The following is a 15,711-nucleotide window of genomic DNA, read 5'->3' as shown; positions in this document are numbered from 1 at the left end:
CCAGGCGTACGGTTGGACGCCGGGCTAAATCATGCCGCGGCCAGCGTGCATGAAGGACAATTTGGCTCAAGTGTGTGAACCGGGGCACAGTCTATAGAAGGCCGAGCGCCGCGAACATTAACCCTTGGTCGCGTCGTAGGCCAGTGTTGCCATACTACAGGACGCAAACCAGCGCCGAATTCAGGATGAGCCATTATGCGACAACTATTTTTTTGTTTGATGCTGATGGTGTCGCTCACGGCGCACGCCAACGATGCGCAGCGGCTCAAGCAGGCGAGCTTCCCGGCACAGGTCGAGGGGCTGGCCTTGAAAAACCAGGCGGTGTTCAACTATCTCTGGGCGGATGTGTATGCGGCGGCGCTGTATGCACCGGCTGACCTGCCGGCAAAGCAGGCCTGGGACCAGCAGAAGGCTGTGCGCCTGGCGCTGTATTACTTTCGCGACATCGACCGCAATGATGTGATCAAGGCGGCCACCGTCACCCTGGAACGCCAGCAGGCCAATGCCGGGTTGAACTCGGAGATAGCCAAGCTGCACGCGCGCTTTCGGGATATTCGCAGCGGCGATCGCTATGCCCTGGATTTTCGTCCGGGGCGCGGGTTGAATCTGGAGATTAATGGGCAGGTGGTGTTCAGCAGCCCGGACGCTGAATTAGCGAAGGCCTACCTGGGTATCTGGCTGGGGCCCAAGGGGCTGTCGGACAGTTTGCGCAACACGCTACTCAAGTGATGGCGGTGTTGACCTTTCCATCGTCATCGCGGGCAAGCCCGCTCCCACAGGTAAATGCAGTTCAACTGTGGGAGCTGGCTTGCCTGCGATAAGGCCCGCCCAGACACCACAAAACCCACAGCCATGAAAAAGCCCCGAACCAGTCGGGGCTTCTTCATTCAGCGCAAAGGCTTAGCGCGGAAACGCAGGCGGGTTGACCCCAGCCATGTCTTCCATCACGCGAACCACCTGGCAGCTGTAGCCGAACTCGTTGTCGTACCACACGTACAGCACAACACGGTTGTCCTGGGTGATGGTCGCTTCGGCGTCCACCACACCGGCGTGGCGCGAGCCAACGAAGTCGGTGGAGACCACTTCCTGGGAATTGACGAAGTCGATCTGCTTGTGCAGGTCGGAGTGCAGCGCCATGTAGCGCAGGTACTCGTTCATCTCTTCACGGGTGGCGGCTTTCTCAAGGTTGAGGTTGAGAATGGCCATCGACACGTTCGGCGTCGGTACACGGATGGCGTTACCGGTCAGCTTGCCAGCCAGCTCAGGCAGGGCCTTGGCAGCAGCGGTGGCGGCACCGGTCTCGGTGATCACCATGTTCAACGCGGCGCTACGGCCACGGCGATCGCCCTTGTGGAAGTTGTCGATCAGGTTCTGGTCGTTGGTGTACGAGTGAACGGTTTCAACGTGGCCGTTGACGATGCCGAACTTGTCGTTCACAGCTTTGAGCACCGGCACGATGGCGTTGGTGGTGCAGGAAGCGGCGGACACGATCTTGTCGTCAGCGGTGATTTCAGCGTGGTTGATGCCGTGCACGATGTTCTTGAGCTTGCCCTTGCCAGGCGCGGTCAGCACAACGCGGTCAACACCCGGGCACGCCAGGTGCTGGCCCAGGCCCTCGGCATCACGCCATACGCCGGTATTGTCCACCAGCAGGGCGTTCTGGATGCCGTACTGGGTGTAATCCACCTCAGTCGGGTTCTTCGCGTAGATCACCTGGATCAGGTTACCGTTGGCGGTGATGGTGTTGTTTTCTTCGTCAATGGTGATGGTGCCATTGAACGAGCCATGTACCGAGTCGCGACGCAGCAGGCTGGCGCGCTTGGTCAGGTCGTTCTCGGCGCCTTTGCGCACCACGATGGCACGCAGGCGCAGGCCGTCGCCGCCACCGGTTTTTTCGATCAGGATGCGCGCCAGCAGGCGGCCAATACGACCGAAGCCGTACAACACCACGTCGGTGCCTTTACGGGCGGCAGCGTTTTGCTGGCCAACCACATCGGCCATTTCTTCACGCACGAACTGCTCGGCGGTGCGGCCAGCGCCTTCTTTGCGGAATTTGTACGCCAACTTGCCCAGGTCTACCGAAGCCGCGCCGAGCTTGAGCTCGCTCATGGCTTTGAGCAGTGGGAATGTTTCGTGGACGGAGAGTTCGCTGTCGTCGGCGGAGCGATGGCGCGCAAAGCGGTGGGCTTTGAGAATCGCGATGACAGACTGGTTGATCAGGCTGCGGCCATAGATCGAGCTCACCACATTGTTATTGCGGTACAGCTGACCGATAAGCGGAATCATCGCTTCAGCGAGTGCTTCACGGTCGATCCATTCACCAAGACACTGGTCGGGCTTCTGAGTCACGGGAACCTTCCACATGTAGGGGCAGAAAAAAGGGGCTACATTATGTCGCCCGACTGAGCGTTGAGCAATGCGCGAAGGGCAACAAAAAGCCCTTGCAAAAAAATACCACCGCGCTACAGCCCAGGAAACACGCGGGTTCCAGAAGGCCACTAGTTTGGCGAGCAGGCCGACTTGTCCGTAACCCTCCTAAACATTCGCGCATTTTGGCACTACATATTGAGTCAAAACCCGCCATTGTTTGTCTTAGCCACTACATTTCCTACAAACCGTAATAGGCACAGTCAGCAACTGACAGGCGGCACCTGGGGCCGTTACAATTACCGACTTTGTCGCAACGCTTGGAGCTCAACCTTCCGTGCCCGTTCTGCGTCTACCGCTACTCCCTGCCGCGGCAGGTAAACAGCACTGGGGCAACCTGCCCGGTGCCGCCCTGAGCCTGGCCATTGCCGAGGCTGCCAGCGCAGCCAAGCGCTTTACCCTGCTGCTCACCGCCGACAGCCAAAGTGCCGAACGGTTGGAGCAGGAGCTGAGCTTCTTCGCCCCGGATTTGCCGGTGCTGCATTTTCCCGACTGGGAAACCCTGCCTTACGATCTGTTCTCGCCGCACCAGGACATCATCTCCCAGCGCATCGCCAGCCTGTACCGCCTGCCGGAACTGGCACATGGCGTGCTGGTGGTGCCGATCACCACTGCCCTGCATCGCCTGGCGCCAACCAAGTTCCTGCTCGGCAGCAGCCTGGTGCTGGACGTCGGCCAGAAGCTCGATGTGGAGCAGATGCGCACGCGCCTGGAAGCCAGCGGCTACCGCTGCGTCGACACGGTGTACGAGCACGGTGAGTTCGCGGTGCGCGGCGCCTTGATCGACCTGTTCCCGATGGGCAGCAAGTTGCCGTACCGCATCGACCTGTTCGATGACGAGATCGAGACGCTGCGCACCTTCGATCCGGAGAACCAGCGTTCCATCGACAAGGTCGATTCGATCAAGCTGCTGCCGGCACGGGAATTCCCGCTGCAAAAAGACGCGGTGACACGCTTCAAGGCGCGCTTTCGTGAGCGCTTCGATGTCGACTTCCGTCGTTGCCCGATCTTCCAGGACTTGAGCAGCGGGATTACACCTGCCGGTATCGAGTACTACCTGCCGTTGTTCTTCGACGAGACCTCCACCCTCTTCGACTACCTGCCCCAGGACACCCAGGTGTTCTCGCTGCCGGGTATCGAACAGGCGGCGGAAAACTTCTGGAACGATGTGCGCAACCGCTACGAAGAACGCCGCGTCGATCCATCCAGGCCTTTATTGCCGCCCGCTGAATTATTCCTGCCGGTAGAAGACTGCTTCGCCCGCCTGAAAAACTGGCCGCGTGTGGTCGCCAGCCAGCAGGACGTGGACGCTGGCAGTGGCCGTGAGCGTTTCCCGGCGAGCGCGCTGCCCGATTTGGCAATCCAGGCCAAAGCCACACAACCGCTGGAGGCGCTGTCGAACTTCCTCGGTGACTTCCCCGGCCGCGTGCTGTTCACCGCCGAATCCGCCGGGCGCCGCGAAGTGCTGCTGGAGCTGTTGGAACGCCTGAAGCTGCGGCCGAAAACCGTCGACAGCTGGCCGGATTTTGTCGCCAGCAAAGAGCGCCTGGCGATCACCATCGCGCCGCTGGACGAAGGGCTGCGGCTGGATGACCCGGCGCTGGCCTTGATCGCCGAAAGCCCGCTGTTCGGCCAGCGCGTGATGCAGCGCAGGCGCCGGGAAAAACGCGCCGACGCCAACAACGACGCGGTGATCAAGAACCTCACCGAGCTGCGCGAAGGCGCGCCGGTGGTGCATATCGACCATGGCGTGGGCCGCTACCTGGGCCTGCAGACCCTGGAGATCGACAACCAGGCCGCCGAATTCCTCACCATGGAATACGCCGAGGGCGCCAAGCTTTACGTGCCGGTGGCCAACCTGCACCTGATCGCCCGCTACACCGGCAGCGACGACGCCTTGGCGCCGTTGCACCGCCTGGGCTCCGAGACCTGGCAGAAAGCCAAGCGCAAGGCCGCCGAACAGGTGCGCGACGTGGCCGCCGAACTGCTCGATATCTATGCCCGTCGCGCCGCCCGCGAAGGTTATGCGTTCGCCGACCCGAAAGCCGACTACGCCACTTTCAGCGCCGGCTTTGCCTTCGAAGAAACCCCCGACCAGCAAACCACCATCGAAGCGGTGCGCGCCGACATGCTCGCGCCCAAGCCGATGGACCGCCTGGTGTGTGGCGACGTGGGCTTTGGCAAGACCGAAGTGGCCATGCGCGCTGCCTTTATTGCGGTACACGGCGGTCGCCAGGTGGCGATCCTGGTGCCCACCACCCTGCTCGCCCAGCAGCACTACAACAGTTTCCGCGACCGCTTTGCCGACTGGCCGGTGACCGTGGAGGTGATGAGCCGCTTCAAGTCCGCCAAGGAAGTGAATGCCGCCGTAGCCGATCTGGCCGAAGGCAAGATCGACATCGTGATCGGCACCCACAAGTTGCTGTCGGACGATGTGAAGATCAAGAACCTGGGCCTGGTGATCATCGACGAAGAACACCGCTTTGGCGTGCGCCAGAAAGAACAGCTCAAGGCCCTGCGCAGCGAAGTCGACATCCTCACCCTCACCGCCACGCCGATTCCGCGCACGCTGAACATGGCGGTGTCGGGCATGCGCGACCTGTCGATCATCGCCACGCCACCGGCGCGTCGTTTGTCGGTGCGCACCTTTGTGATGGAGCAGAACAAGAGCACGGTCAAGGAAGCCCTGCTGCGCGAACTGCTGCGTGGCGGCCAGGTGTACTACCTGCACAACGACGTAAAGACCATCGAGAAATGCGCCGCCGACCTCGCCGAACTGGTGCCGGAGGCCCGCATCGCCATCGGCCATGGGCAAATGCGCGAGCGCGAACTCGAACAGGTGATGAGCGACTTCTATCACAAGCGCTTCAACGTGCTGATCGCCTCGACCATCATCGAGACCGGCATCGACGTGCCGAGCGCCAACACCATCATCATCGAGCGCGCCGACAAGTTCGGCCTGGCGCAGTTGCACCAATTGCGCGGCCGCGTCGGGCGCAGTCACCACCAGGCTTATGCGTACCTGCTGACACCACCGCGCCAGCAGATCACTTCCGATGCGGAAAAACGCCTGGAAGCGATCGCCAATACCCAGGACCTCGGCGCTGGCTTTGTATTGGCCACCAATGACCTGGAAATCCGGGGTGCCGGCGAGTTGCTCGGCGATGGCCAGAGTGGGCAGATCCAGGCGGTGGGTTTCACGCTGTATATGGAGATGCTCGAACGCGCGGTGAAAGCCATCCGCAAAGGCGAGCAACCGAACCTCGACCAACCCTTGGGCGGCGGCCCGGAGATCAACCTGCGCTTGCCGGCGTTGATTCCCGAAGACTACCTGCCGGATGTGCATGCACGGTTGATCCTGTACAAGCGCATTGCCTCGGCGGCCGATGAAGAAGGCCTCAAGGACTTGCAGGTAGAGATGATCGACCGCTTCGGCCTGCTGCCGGAGCCGACCAAGAACCTGGTGCGCCTCACCCTGCTCAAGTTGCATGCCGAGCAGTTGGGCATCAAGAAAGTCGACGCCGGGCCGCAAGGCGGGCGTATCGAATTCGAAGCGCAGACGCCGGTCGACCCGCTGGTGCTGATCAAGCTGATCCAGGGCCAGCCCAACCGCTACAAGTTCGAAGGGGCTACGCTGTTCAAGTTCATGGTGCCGATGGAACGTGCCGAAGAACGCTTCAACATCTTGGAGGCGCTGTTTGAACGCCTCATTCCGAAATCCGTTTAAGGACGCCCCCATGCGCGTGTTCCGCATTTTGAGCCTGTTGTTGGTGGTACTCGCACCTTCGGCCTTTGCCGACAGCCTGTATCAGGTGGAAATGATCCTGGTGCGCCAGAATGCGGAACCGGTGATCAACAGCCGCGCCGCCCCGGAAAACTGGGATGCAGGCGCGCCGCGCCTGGGCGAGCGGATGAGCCCGCCGCGCCTGGGTAATATCGTCGACAAGCTGCGCGCCGACGCCAACTACACGGTGCTCGCCCACAAAGCCTGGGAACAGAACCTGGGCGAGCAACCGGTGAAGGTGGCGATCACCGACGGCCAGGAGCAATTCGGCCAGTTCCCTATCGAAGGCGTGTTGAGCCTGCAACTGGGGCGCTTTACCGATATCGACGCGGATTTCTGGATCAACCAGTTCGACGGCAACGGCAGCGTGATCGCCAGCGAACACTTGAGCCAGAAAGACGTGCGCACCAAGAACAACCAGCTCAACTACCTGGACGGCGGCCACCTGGCGCTGCTGATCAAGATCACCTCGCTGACCGCCAAGCCACCCAGCGCTCCACCGCCCGACCTTCAGGACTGATTGCGCGCCATGCCCCTGACGTCGTCGTTGACCAAACCCCTGGCCCCTTCGTGGGCCAACCGCTTCAAAGAGCAAAGCCTTGAGCGCGGGCGGCGCTACGCCCTGGAAAACCGCGTGCGCATCGTCGAGTGCGGCGACAGCACCATCACCGCCAGTTGCGAAGGCTCGGGCGGCAACGTTTACCGCCAGACCATCTCACTGCGCGAATCGGCCAAGGGCCTGCTGATCCTGGTAGACAGCCGCTGCACGTGCCCGGTACACACCAACTGCAAACACATTGCGGCGGTGCTGCTCAAGGTTCAGGAAACCCTGGCCTACCCGGCAGCGGCCCAGGATGCGCAACTGCTGGAAAAGCTCCAGGCAGTGCTGGATAACCGCGTGGTCCTGCCCCAGGTGGTGATGGACGACGTGCCACCGGTGCCGCGCCTGTGGCTGGCCAGCGTGGAGTTCAGCGCGTTCGAGCCGCGCAACGGCAAGATGCAGCGCTATATCCAGCACCGTGCGGCGCTGTCGTTCAACTACCTGGGCAACTATGTCAGCGGGCAAAAAAATGCCGACATCATCGTGCGCCAGGAGACCCAGAGCCTGCGGATCAAGCGCCAACCCGAGCAGGAACAGGCCTATCGCGAACACCTGCGCCTGCTTGGCTTCAAGATCGCCACGCGCCAGAGCAAGGCCCTGCCGGAAAGTGCCGGCGAGCTGTTCGAGATGGTCAATGACAGCGCCTGGCTGAACTTCACCCTCAATGTGTCGCCGACCTTGCGTACCGAGGGCTGGGAACTGCAGATCGATGAAGACTTCGGCTTCGACCTCAGCCCCGTCGATGACTGGTATGCCACAGTCGATGAAGGGCCGGAACGTGACTGGTTCGACCTGGAGCTGGGCATCATCGTCAACGGCGAACGTTTGAGCCTGCTGCCGATCCTGCTGAACCTGATGCGCTCCCATACCGAGATTCTCAACCCGGAGAAGCTCGCGCGGCGCCGCGATGAAGAGCTGATCCTGGTGAACATCCCCGGCCTGCCCAACGGCCACGGCCCGCTGCAAGTGGCGCTGCCCTACGGCCGCTTGAAGCCGGTGCTGGCGACCCTCGGCGAGTTTTACCTGCAGGAAGCCGGCACCACCGCGCTGCGCCTGGCCAAGGCCGACGCGATTCGCCTCAACCCGCTGGAAGACCTGCCACTGCAATGGGAAGGCGGCGAGAAGATCCGTAACTTCGCCCAGCGCCTGCGCGATATCAAGGACTTCACCTGCGCGGCGCCTGAAGGCTTGAATGCGACCTTGCGCCCCTATCAACTGGAAGGCTTGAGCTGGATGCAGTCACTGCGCCAACTGGAGGTGGGTGGGATACTCGCGGATGACATGGGCCTGGGTAAAACCCTGCAAACCCTGGCGCATATTCTTACCGAGAAAATCGCTGGGCGCCTTGATCGGCCGTGCATGGTCGTGATGCCTACCAGTCTGATTCCGAACTGGCTGGATGAAGCCGCGCACTTCACCCCGCAACTGAGAGTGCAGGCACTTTATGGCGCCGGGCGTAAGAAACACTTCGCCAACCTGCAGGACTACGACCTGCTGCTGACCACCTACGCCCTGCTGCCCAAGGACATCGAACAGCTCGCCGCCCTGCCCTTGCACGTCTTGATCCTTGATGAAGCACAGTACATCAAGAACCCGTCCAGCAAGGCGGCCCAGGCCGCGCGCGAGCTGAATGCCCGCCAGCGCCTGTGCCTGAGCGGCACGCCCTTGGAAAACCACTTGGGCGAACTGTGGTCGCTGTTCCACTTCTTGCTGCCGGGTTGGCTGGGCGATGTGAAGAGTTTCAACCGTGATTACCGCGTGCCGATTGAAAAACGCGCCAGCGAGGTGCGATTGCAACACCTTAACGGTCGGATCAAACCCTTCCTGCTGCGTCGTACCAAGGAGCAAGTGGCGACCGAACTGCCGCCCAAGACCGAGATTATCCACTGGGTCGACCTCAACGAGGCTCAGCGCGACGTGTACGAAACCATGCGCCTGGCCATGGATAAAAAGGTCCGCGACGAAATCACCCGCAAGGGCGTGGCCCGCAGCCAGATCATCATCCTTGAAGCCCTGCTGAAACTGCGCCAGGTGTGCTGCGACCTGCGCCTGGTCAACGACGCTACCCTGCCCGCCCGTGGCAGCAGCTCGGGCAAGCTCGACAGCCTGATGGACATGCTCGACGAGCTGTTTGCCGAGGGCCGCCGGATCCTGCTGTTCTCACAGTTCACCTCGATGCTGAGCCTGATCGAGGCCGAACTGAAAAAACGCGGGGTTGCCTACGCCTTGCTGACCGGCCAGACCCGGGATCGACGCACCCCGGTGAAGGATTTCCAGAGCGGCAAGCTGCAGATCTTTTTGATCAGCCTGAAGGCTGGCGGCGTAGGCTTGAACCTGACCGAAGCCGACACGGTTATCCACTATGACCCCTGGTGGAACCCGGCCACGGAAAACCAGGCCACCGACCGTGCGTACCGCATCGGGCAGGAAAAGCCGGTGTTCGTGTACAAGATGATTGCCCGAGGCACGGTGGAGGAGAAAATTCAGCACTTGCAGAAGGAGAAGTCCGATCTGGCGGCGGGCGTGCTGGATGGGCGAACCACGGGGGATTGGCAGTTGGGCAATGATGAGATTGAGGCGTTGTTTGCGCCGTTGCCCAACAAGCAAGAGAAGCGCTGACTGTTAGGCCGCCTTCGCGAGCAAGCCCGCTCCCACACTTGAATGTATTCACAAATCAAAATGTGGGAGCGGGCTTGCTCGCGAAGGCCGCACCGCGGTCTTCAGCCTGGCAAAGGCGCAAACAGCGCCTCAATATCCCGCTGCTCCAGCTTCCAACCCGCACTGGCGCCACCTTCCAGCACCCCATCAGCCAACGCAGCCTTCTCCAATTGCAAGGCCTGGATCTTTTCCTCCACCGTGCCCCGGGCAATCATCTTGTACACAAACACCGGCTTGTCCTGCCCGATGCGGTAGGCACGGTCGGTGGCCTGATTTTCCACCGCCGGGTTCCACCAAGGGTCGTAATGAATCACCGTATCCGCCGCTGTCAGGTTCAAGCCCGTCCCGCCCGCCTTCAGGCTGATCAGGAATAGCGGTGTCTTGCCGTCCTGGAAGTTCTCAACGGGCGTACGTCGGTCAACGGTCTCTCCCGTCAGGATCGAATACTCAACCCCACGCAGCTTGAGCTCTTCTTCAATCAACGCCAGCATCGAGGTGAATTGCGAGAACAGCAAAATCCGCCGCCCCTCGCTGAGCAACTCTTCCAACATGTCCATCAAGCTGCCCAGCTTGCCAGTGTCGGCCTTGGCCGCTTTAGTCATCGGCACAGACTTGACCAGGCGCAAGTCACAGCACACCTGGCGCAGTTTGAGCAGGGCTTCGAGGATGATGATCTGGCTGCGGGCCACGCCATGACGACTGATCTCATCGCGCACCTTTTTATCCATGGCCACACGCACTGTTTCGTAGACATCCCGCTGTGCATCGCTGAGCTCTACCCAGTGCACGATTTCCGACTTGGGCGGTAACTCCGTAGCAACCTGTTCCTTTTTGCGCCGCAACAGGAACGGCTTGATACGTGCCGTGAGGTGCTGCATACGTTGCGCATTACCGTGCTTTTCGATGGGCGTGCGGTAATCGCGATTAAAGCTCTTGCTATCGCCCAACCAGCCCGGCAACAAGAAATGGAACAGTGACCACAGCTCGCCCAAGTGGTTTTCCAATGGCGTACCGCTCAAGCACAAACGCTGGCCGGCCTCCAACTCACGAGCCGCCTGGGCTGCCTTGCTATTGGGATTCTTGATGTTTTGCGCTTCGTCGAGGATCAGCACACTCCAACATTGAGGCTGCAGCACTTCAAGGTCTCGCGACAGCAGCGCGTAAGTGGTGAGTACCAGGTCGTAATCGGCCAGGCGCGCGAAGTCAGCCTGGCGCTGCGAGCCGTGCAGCGCCAGGACCTTGAGTTGAGGGGTAAAGCGTGCGGCTTCATCCATCCAGTTGGGGACCAGGCTGGTGGGCATCACCGCCAGAGCAGGCGCCCGCAAGCGGCCGGCCTGTTTCTCACAGAGCAAATGGGCAAGGGCCTGCAGGGTTTTCCCCAGGCCCATGTCATCCCCAAGAATCCCGCCGACGTCCAGCTCGCGCAGGGCTTGCATCCAGTTAAGACCTTCGAGCTGGTAGCCACGTAGTTCGGCGTTCAGGCCCTGGGGAGCAGGTACATTGACGTGCGTGGCCTCCTTGAGACGCTTGGCGAAATCACGCAGCCGCTCGCCGCCCTGCCAGACCAAGGGTATTGCATCCAGGGTGCTGAGCCGTGCCGCGTCGGGCGCACTCAACCGCAGTGCATCGCCTTCAGGTGCACGCAGGTAGAGTTCGCCGAGGGTCGCCATCAGGGGTTTGATACGGCCGTAAGGCAGCGCGACTTTGGTGTGAGTGCCGGCGCCCAAACTGACCAGTACCCGCTCATCATCGTCACGTTCAGCCATGTAAGTGGCATCAAGCAGCTTGGGTTGACGACGCATCAAGTCGAGCATGATTGGCAACAGGCTGTGCCGCTCGCCATTGACCTCGACGCCCAGCTCAAGGTTGAACCATTCATGACCCGGCGTCTCTTCGATGTCCGCGTACCAGTGATCCACAGCCTCCACGTCGTAATAAAAGCCCGGATGGATGACCACCTCCCACCCGGCCTCGCGCAAAACCGCCAGGTCGCGTTCAACAAAGCGCAGCCAGGCTTCATCAGTGGGTAGATCGAACATATCTCCGGCACTGGCAGGCAGCGCACGGGTTTTGCGAGTGACCGCTTTAAGGCCGATCTTCGTGAGGGTCTTGCGCAGGGCTTTTTCAGCCAACGGCTTGCGTTGGATACGCTGGGTTTCGGTGCCGTTGAGAAACAGGATGTCCTCAGTGCCTTTGCCGCTGACCAGGCAGGCGTCGTATCGGTAAGCCAAGGCGGCGCGGTGTTCAAAAGTGAGCATTTGCCGATGGTGCGCCTGGCTGTAGACGTAGGACTCATCGCTTCCCAGAGTGAGACATCCTTGAGGCTCTAACGTATCCACCACACGCTCGGTCAGCTCCCGCGGCGGAGGAATCACCTTGGATATCGAACTGATGCGATGGCTGAATAACGCGACCTGATCAGCTGGAATCGTCGGCAAGGCGCAAAGATGCATGGCCAGATTATCGTCCAGCCCGTGCTCGACCACCCCGATAGCCAGGTTATCGCGGTCAAGATAATGAAGCGGTTTAAGCGGCAATACCTCGCCCAACTCGCGCCCGTTGCTGATCCACTTGGGAATGTGATTGCCATCGGACAACATGGCCCAATCAAAACGCGCGGGCCGGGCCGGGCCGGGCTTAAGCGCCAGGCCAGAGCCCTGCTCAATAAACAGACGTTGGGTTTTCAGCGCCAACTGAAGAATTTCGGCCCCTGGTTCGCCGGCCAGCTGATAACGGGTGTTATAGGAACTATAAGACCGGCTCAACAACAGCAATCGACAAATGCGTGTATCCAGCTCATGCATATAGGCGGGAGCACGTCGCAATGTCTCATCGATCGAGTACAGCGGCTTGATATCGCTGTACTCACCTTTTTTCGTCACACGCGCTCGATATAGCTCTAATGACCACCTCGTCGAATAGGGATCGGGGGAGAGCTGGTACAGCAAAGAGGTGCCCGTATTCCTGGGGTGTTCCTCATCCACAGGCGTGGGTTCAGGGATGCTTTCAAGCCACTTTTCGAGCTGGGGGCTGAGGCGCTCAACCGGTGTCTTTTGCTGTTTTACAGGCGGGTTCAGGTCTTCGTGCAGGACAGTCAACATAAACAGCGCCGCGGCCGCGTGCTTGCAATTGATCGCTACCGGACAAGAACACACACACTCGACAGTCGCCCAATTTGATGTGACAACATGGGTGATCACCTGGTTGTAGACGTTGCGGCCGGAGCCCTTGCAACGCGCGATCAACCGGTGTTTTCCCACTTCGACAATTTCGAGACGACTTTCGCCAGCGTACTCGAAACCACGCTCCAGTGAACGAGGGTCAAAGCGCTCTTGCCAATCCAACTCGACGATACGTGCGATCAGGTCATTCATGGGGCAGCACTCTACAACGGTCGGCAACGCGATTTAAAGCAGGCCGACTCCCACAAAGCGGTAAGAGATAGCTATAGCAACAGCCAGACGCTTCCTACACCAAGCCTCTTTCTTTAACAGCGCAGGCGACGTTTATTCAATCAGTTGAGCGTCTCGCAACGCTGTGAGCGCCGCCAACCAGCGTGGATCCTGTTTGTAATCCGTCGACGCAACCGCCTGCCCACGCATACGCGCAATCCGCGCCGAGGGCGTGACCTTCATCCGCTGCGCCGCACTGAGCGCCAACTCGGCCGCCGCACGGTCATTGCACACCAAGCCCATGTCACAGCCGGCGGTCAGGGCCGCTTCGATCCGACTGGCCGCATCGCCGACCACATGGGCGCCGGCCATGGACAGGTCATCGCTGAAGATCACCCCGTCGAACTGCAACTCACCGCGCAGGATGTCCTGCAGCCAGCGGCGTGAGAAGCCGGCAGGCTGGGCATCGACCTGCGGGTAGATGACGTGCGCCGGCATCACGGCGGCCAATTGCTTGCTCAGGCGTGCGAAAGGCACCAGGTCATTGGCGCGAAGCTGTTCCAGGCTGCGCTCGTCGTTGGGAATGGCGACGTGGGAATCGGCCTCGGCCCAACCGTGGCCAGGGAAGTGCTTGCCGGTGGCGGCCATGCCGGCGCTGTTCATGCCGCGGATAAAGGCACCGGCGAGCACGGCAGCGCGTTCGGGGTCGCCTTCAAAGGAGCGGGTGCCGACCACGGCGCTGCGTTGGTAATCCAGGTCCAGCACCGGGGCAAAACTCAGGTCCAGGCCCACCGCCAGCACTTCGGTGGCCATGATCCAACCGCATTGTTCGGCCAGGTATTCGGCGTTGGGGTTATCCGCCAGCGCACGCATGGCCGGCAGGCGTACAAAGCCTTGGCGCAGACGCTGCACGCGGCCGCCTTCCTGGTCCACGGCCAGCAGCAAATCCGGGCGCACTGCGCGAATGGCTGCGCTCAACTCACGAACCTGGCGCGGGTGCTCGATATTGCGCGCAAAAATGATCAGGCCGCCCACTTCCGGTTGGCGCAACAGATGACGATCCTCGGCCGTGAGCCAGGTACCGGCGACGTCGACCATCAAAGAACCTTGCAGGGCAGCAGTCATAAACCTTCCTTAAATAACGCACACAACCCGTCGTCCTTGCCAGGCACGGCAAGGACGACGGGTTGTGAATAAATAGCTGAAATCGGCATGGCGGCTAGCTTAGCGGATGCAAGCGGCCGCGCCCACCCGCAGCGATCAAACCTTGGCGGCGACCGGTACGGTTTTGCTGCGTGGGCGTAACTGGGCGGCGGCCATGGCCGGATCGCTGACGCCGGTTTCGGCGCGCATGCCAGCGGCGAGGAACGGCACCATCAGGCGCATGACTTGCTCGATGGAAGTGTTCACGCCGAAATCGGTCTCGGCAATTGCCCGCAACGCCTTGATACCGGACATGCTGAAAGCGGCGGCACCGAGCATGAAATGCACACGCCAGAACAGTTCGATAGGCGGAATACGCGGGGCCGCTTCGTTGACCAGCAGCATATAGCGGCGGAACACCTTGCCGTACATGTCTTCCAGGTAACGGCGCAAGTGGCCCTGGCTCTGGCTGAACGCCAGGCCCAGCAGGCGCATGAAGATCGACAGATCGTTGCCGCTGCGAGGCTGCACGACCAACGCTTGCTCCACGAGGATTTCCAGCAGCTCTTCCAGGCTAGGCTTGTGATCGGCCTTGGCCTGGCGGCGTTCCAGCTCACGGTCGAGGCTTGCGCAGAACGGGCCCAGAAAGCGTGAGAACACTGCCTGGATCAGGGCCTTTTTCGAGCCGAAATGATAGTTCACCGCGGCGAGGTTGACCCCTGCCTTGCTGGTGATCAGCCGCAATGAAGTTTCAGCAAATCCTTTTTCCGCGAACAATTGCTCGGCAGCATCGAGAATGCGTTCAACGGTTTCCGACTGGGCCATGGCTACTCCGCCTGACAAACACTTGTTTGAAACATACGTTTCAGAGTGTGTCTTGTCAAGCCTGGGGGTCCGCTTTGCGGCTGGTCGGTCATCTGATTCATCGCTATTTAATCACATCCTCGCAGCTCTGTAGGCAGCGCCGCTTCTGCTCTGTAGGACGGCTGACGGATGACCGTCCAGCGGAGCCGCTAAAAAGGATGATTGCCAAGCGCAGTTCACTGTATATAATCCCAGCCACTGTATAAAAAGACAGAGCGATCAACATGCTAAAACTGACGCCACGCCAAGCTGAGATTCTGGCTTTTATCAAGCGCTGCCTTGATGACAACGGGTACCCGCCTACCCGTGCGGAGATTGCCCTGGAACTGGGGTTCAAGTCCCCCAATGCTGCCGAGGAACACCTCAAGGCCCTCGCTCGCAAAGGCGCGATCGAGATGACCCCGGGTGCTTCGCGGGGTATTCGTATCCCTGGCTTCGAAGCCAAGGCCGACGAGTCGACATTGCCGATCATCGGTCGCGTCGCCGCAGGTGCGCCGATCCTGGCGCAGCAGCACGTCGAGGAATCCTGCAACATCAACCCGACCTTCTTCCATCCTCGCGCCGACTACCTGTTGCGTGTGCACGGCATGAGCATGAAGGACGTGGGGATCTTTGACGGCGACCTGCTGGCCGTCCATACCACCCGCGAAGCCCGCAATGGCCAGATCGTCGTGGCCCGTATCGGTGACGAGGTCACGGTCAAACGCTTCAAGCGCGAAGGCAGCAAGGTCTGGCTCCTGGCCGAAAACCCTGAGTTTGCCCCGATCGAAGTTAACCTGAAAGACCAGGACCTGGTGATCGAAGGCTTGAGTGTCGGCGTCATTCGCCGCTAAAGGAGGCAT

At 60.7% G+C, this 15,711-nt stretch carries 9 protein-coding genes; 5 read left to right on the top strand and 4 right to left on the bottom strand.

Going from position 1 to position 15,711, the window contains the following annotated elements; translation table 11 throughout:
* The first annotated feature begins 195 nt into the window (after window positions 1–195).
* Window positions 196–729 carry a chalcone isomerase family protein gene (locus N2A98_RS07880; RefSeq protein ID WP_069557144.1) on the top strand — a complete coding sequence of 178 codons (534 nt, stop codon included), beginning with the start codon at window positions 196–198 and terminating at the stop codon, window positions 727–729.
* 171 nt (window positions 730–900) lie between these two features.
* Here N2A98_RS07880 and N2A98_RS07875 read toward each other — a convergent pair whose 3' ends face one another.
* Window positions 901–2,364, bottom strand: coding sequence for a glyceraldehyde-3-phosphate dehydrogenase (locus N2A98_RS07875; protein WP_032873405.1), 1,464 nt, complete (start codon window positions 2,362–2,364; stop codon window positions 901–903).
* 340 nt (window positions 2,365–2,704) lie between these two features.
* Between N2A98_RS07875 and mfd the strand changes: the two genes are divergently transcribed.
* The 3 genes from mfd to N2A98_RS07860 are packed head-to-tail and all read left to right on the top strand — an operon-like array spanning window position 2,705 to window position 9,431.
* Window positions 2,705–6,154: a transcription-repair coupling factor gene (mfd, locus tag N2A98_RS07870; RefSeq protein ID WP_078802726.1), complete on the top strand. Its 3,450-nt coding sequence runs from the start codon at window positions 2,705–2,707 to the stop codon at window positions 6,152–6,154.
* 10 nt (window positions 6,155–6,164) lie between these two features.
* On the top strand, window positions 6,165–6,731 hold the full coding sequence (locus N2A98_RS07865; protein ID WP_078802725.1) for a CsiV family protein: 567 nt from the start codon (window positions 6,165–6,167) through the stop codon (window positions 6,729–6,731).
* A 9-nt stretch (window positions 6,732–6,740) separates the two neighbouring features.
* The gene (locus N2A98_RS07860; RefSeq protein ID WP_275623228.1) at window positions 6,741–9,431 is read left to right on the top strand and encodes a DEAD/DEAH box helicase; all 2,691 of its coding nucleotides are present in this window, start codon (window positions 6,741–6,743) and stop codon (window positions 9,429–9,431) included.
* A gap of 101 nt (window positions 9,432–9,532) precedes the next feature.
* On the opposite strand, the gene N2A98_RS07855 is transcribed toward N2A98_RS07860, so the two are convergent.
* From N2A98_RS07855 to N2A98_RS07845, 3 genes are all read right to left on the bottom strand, one after another.
* A complete protein-coding gene (locus tag N2A98_RS07855; protein ID WP_275623227.1) occupies window positions 9,533–12,844 on the bottom strand; it encodes an SNF2-related protein in 3,312 nt (1,103 codons plus the stop codon).
* Window positions 12,845–12,976: 132 nt separating this feature from the next.
* A complete protein-coding gene (nagZ, locus tag N2A98_RS07850; RefSeq protein ID WP_275623226.1) occupies window positions 12,977–13,987 on the bottom strand; it encodes a beta-N-acetylhexosaminidase in 1,011 nt (336 codons plus the stop codon).
* 135 nt (window positions 13,988–14,122) lie between these two features.
* Window positions 14,123–14,830: a TetR/AcrR family transcriptional regulator gene (locus N2A98_RS07845; RefSeq protein WP_003189661.1), complete on the bottom strand. Its 708-nt coding sequence runs from the start codon at window positions 14,828–14,830 to the stop codon at window positions 14,123–14,125.
* Between the two features lie 263 nt (window positions 14,831–15,093).
* Here N2A98_RS07845 and lexA point away from each other — a divergent pair, with 263 nt between their 5' ends.
* Window positions 15,094–15,702 (top strand): transcriptional repressor LexA, encoded by a 609-nt coding sequence (gene lexA / locus N2A98_RS07840; protein WP_003172575.1) that lies wholly within the window; start codon window positions 15,094–15,096, stop codon window positions 15,700–15,702.
* Window positions 15,703–15,711 lie beyond the last annotated feature (9 nt).

It is taken from the genome of Pseudomonas sp. FJ2-5-13, assembly GCF_029201605.1.
Classification (GTDB): domain Bacteria; phylum Pseudomonadota; class Gammaproteobacteria; order Pseudomonadales; family Pseudomonadaceae; genus Aquipseudomonas; species Aquipseudomonas lactis.
This window is presented reverse-complemented; position numbering and strand designations above follow the sequence as displayed.

Bases quoted from the DNA above. Each gene is read 5' to 3' on its own strand.
- nagZ (WP_275623226.1), bottom strand. From the start codon at position 13,987: ATGACTGCTGCCCTGCAAGGTTCTTTGATGGTCGACGTCGCCGGTACC.
- N2A98_RS07855 (WP_275623227.1), bottom strand. From the start codon at position 12,844: ATGAATGACCTGATCGCACGTATCGTCGAGTTGGATTGGCAAGAGCGC.
- N2A98_RS07860 (WP_275623228.1), top strand. From the start codon at position 6,741: ATGCCCCTGACGTCGTCGTTGACCAAACCCCTGGCCCCTTCGTGGGCC.
- N2A98_RS07880 (WP_069557144.1), top strand. From the start codon at position 196: ATGCGACAACTATTTTTTTGTTTGATGCTGATGGTGTCGCTCACGGCG.
- lexA (WP_003172575.1), top strand. From the start codon at position 15,094: ATGCTAAAACTGACGCCACGCCAAGCTGAGATTCTGGCTTTTATCAAG.
- N2A98_RS07845 (WP_003189661.1), bottom strand. From the start codon at position 14,830: ATGGCCCAGTCGGAAACCGTTGAACGCATTCTCGATGCTGCCGAGCAA.
- N2A98_RS07875 (WP_032873405.1), bottom strand. From the start codon at position 2,364: ATGTGGAAGGTTCCCGTGACTCAGAAGCCCGACCAGTGTCTTGGTGAA.
- N2A98_RS07865 (WP_078802725.1), top strand. From the start codon at position 6,165: ATGCGCGTGTTCCGCATTTTGAGCCTGTTGTTGGTGGTACTCGCACCT.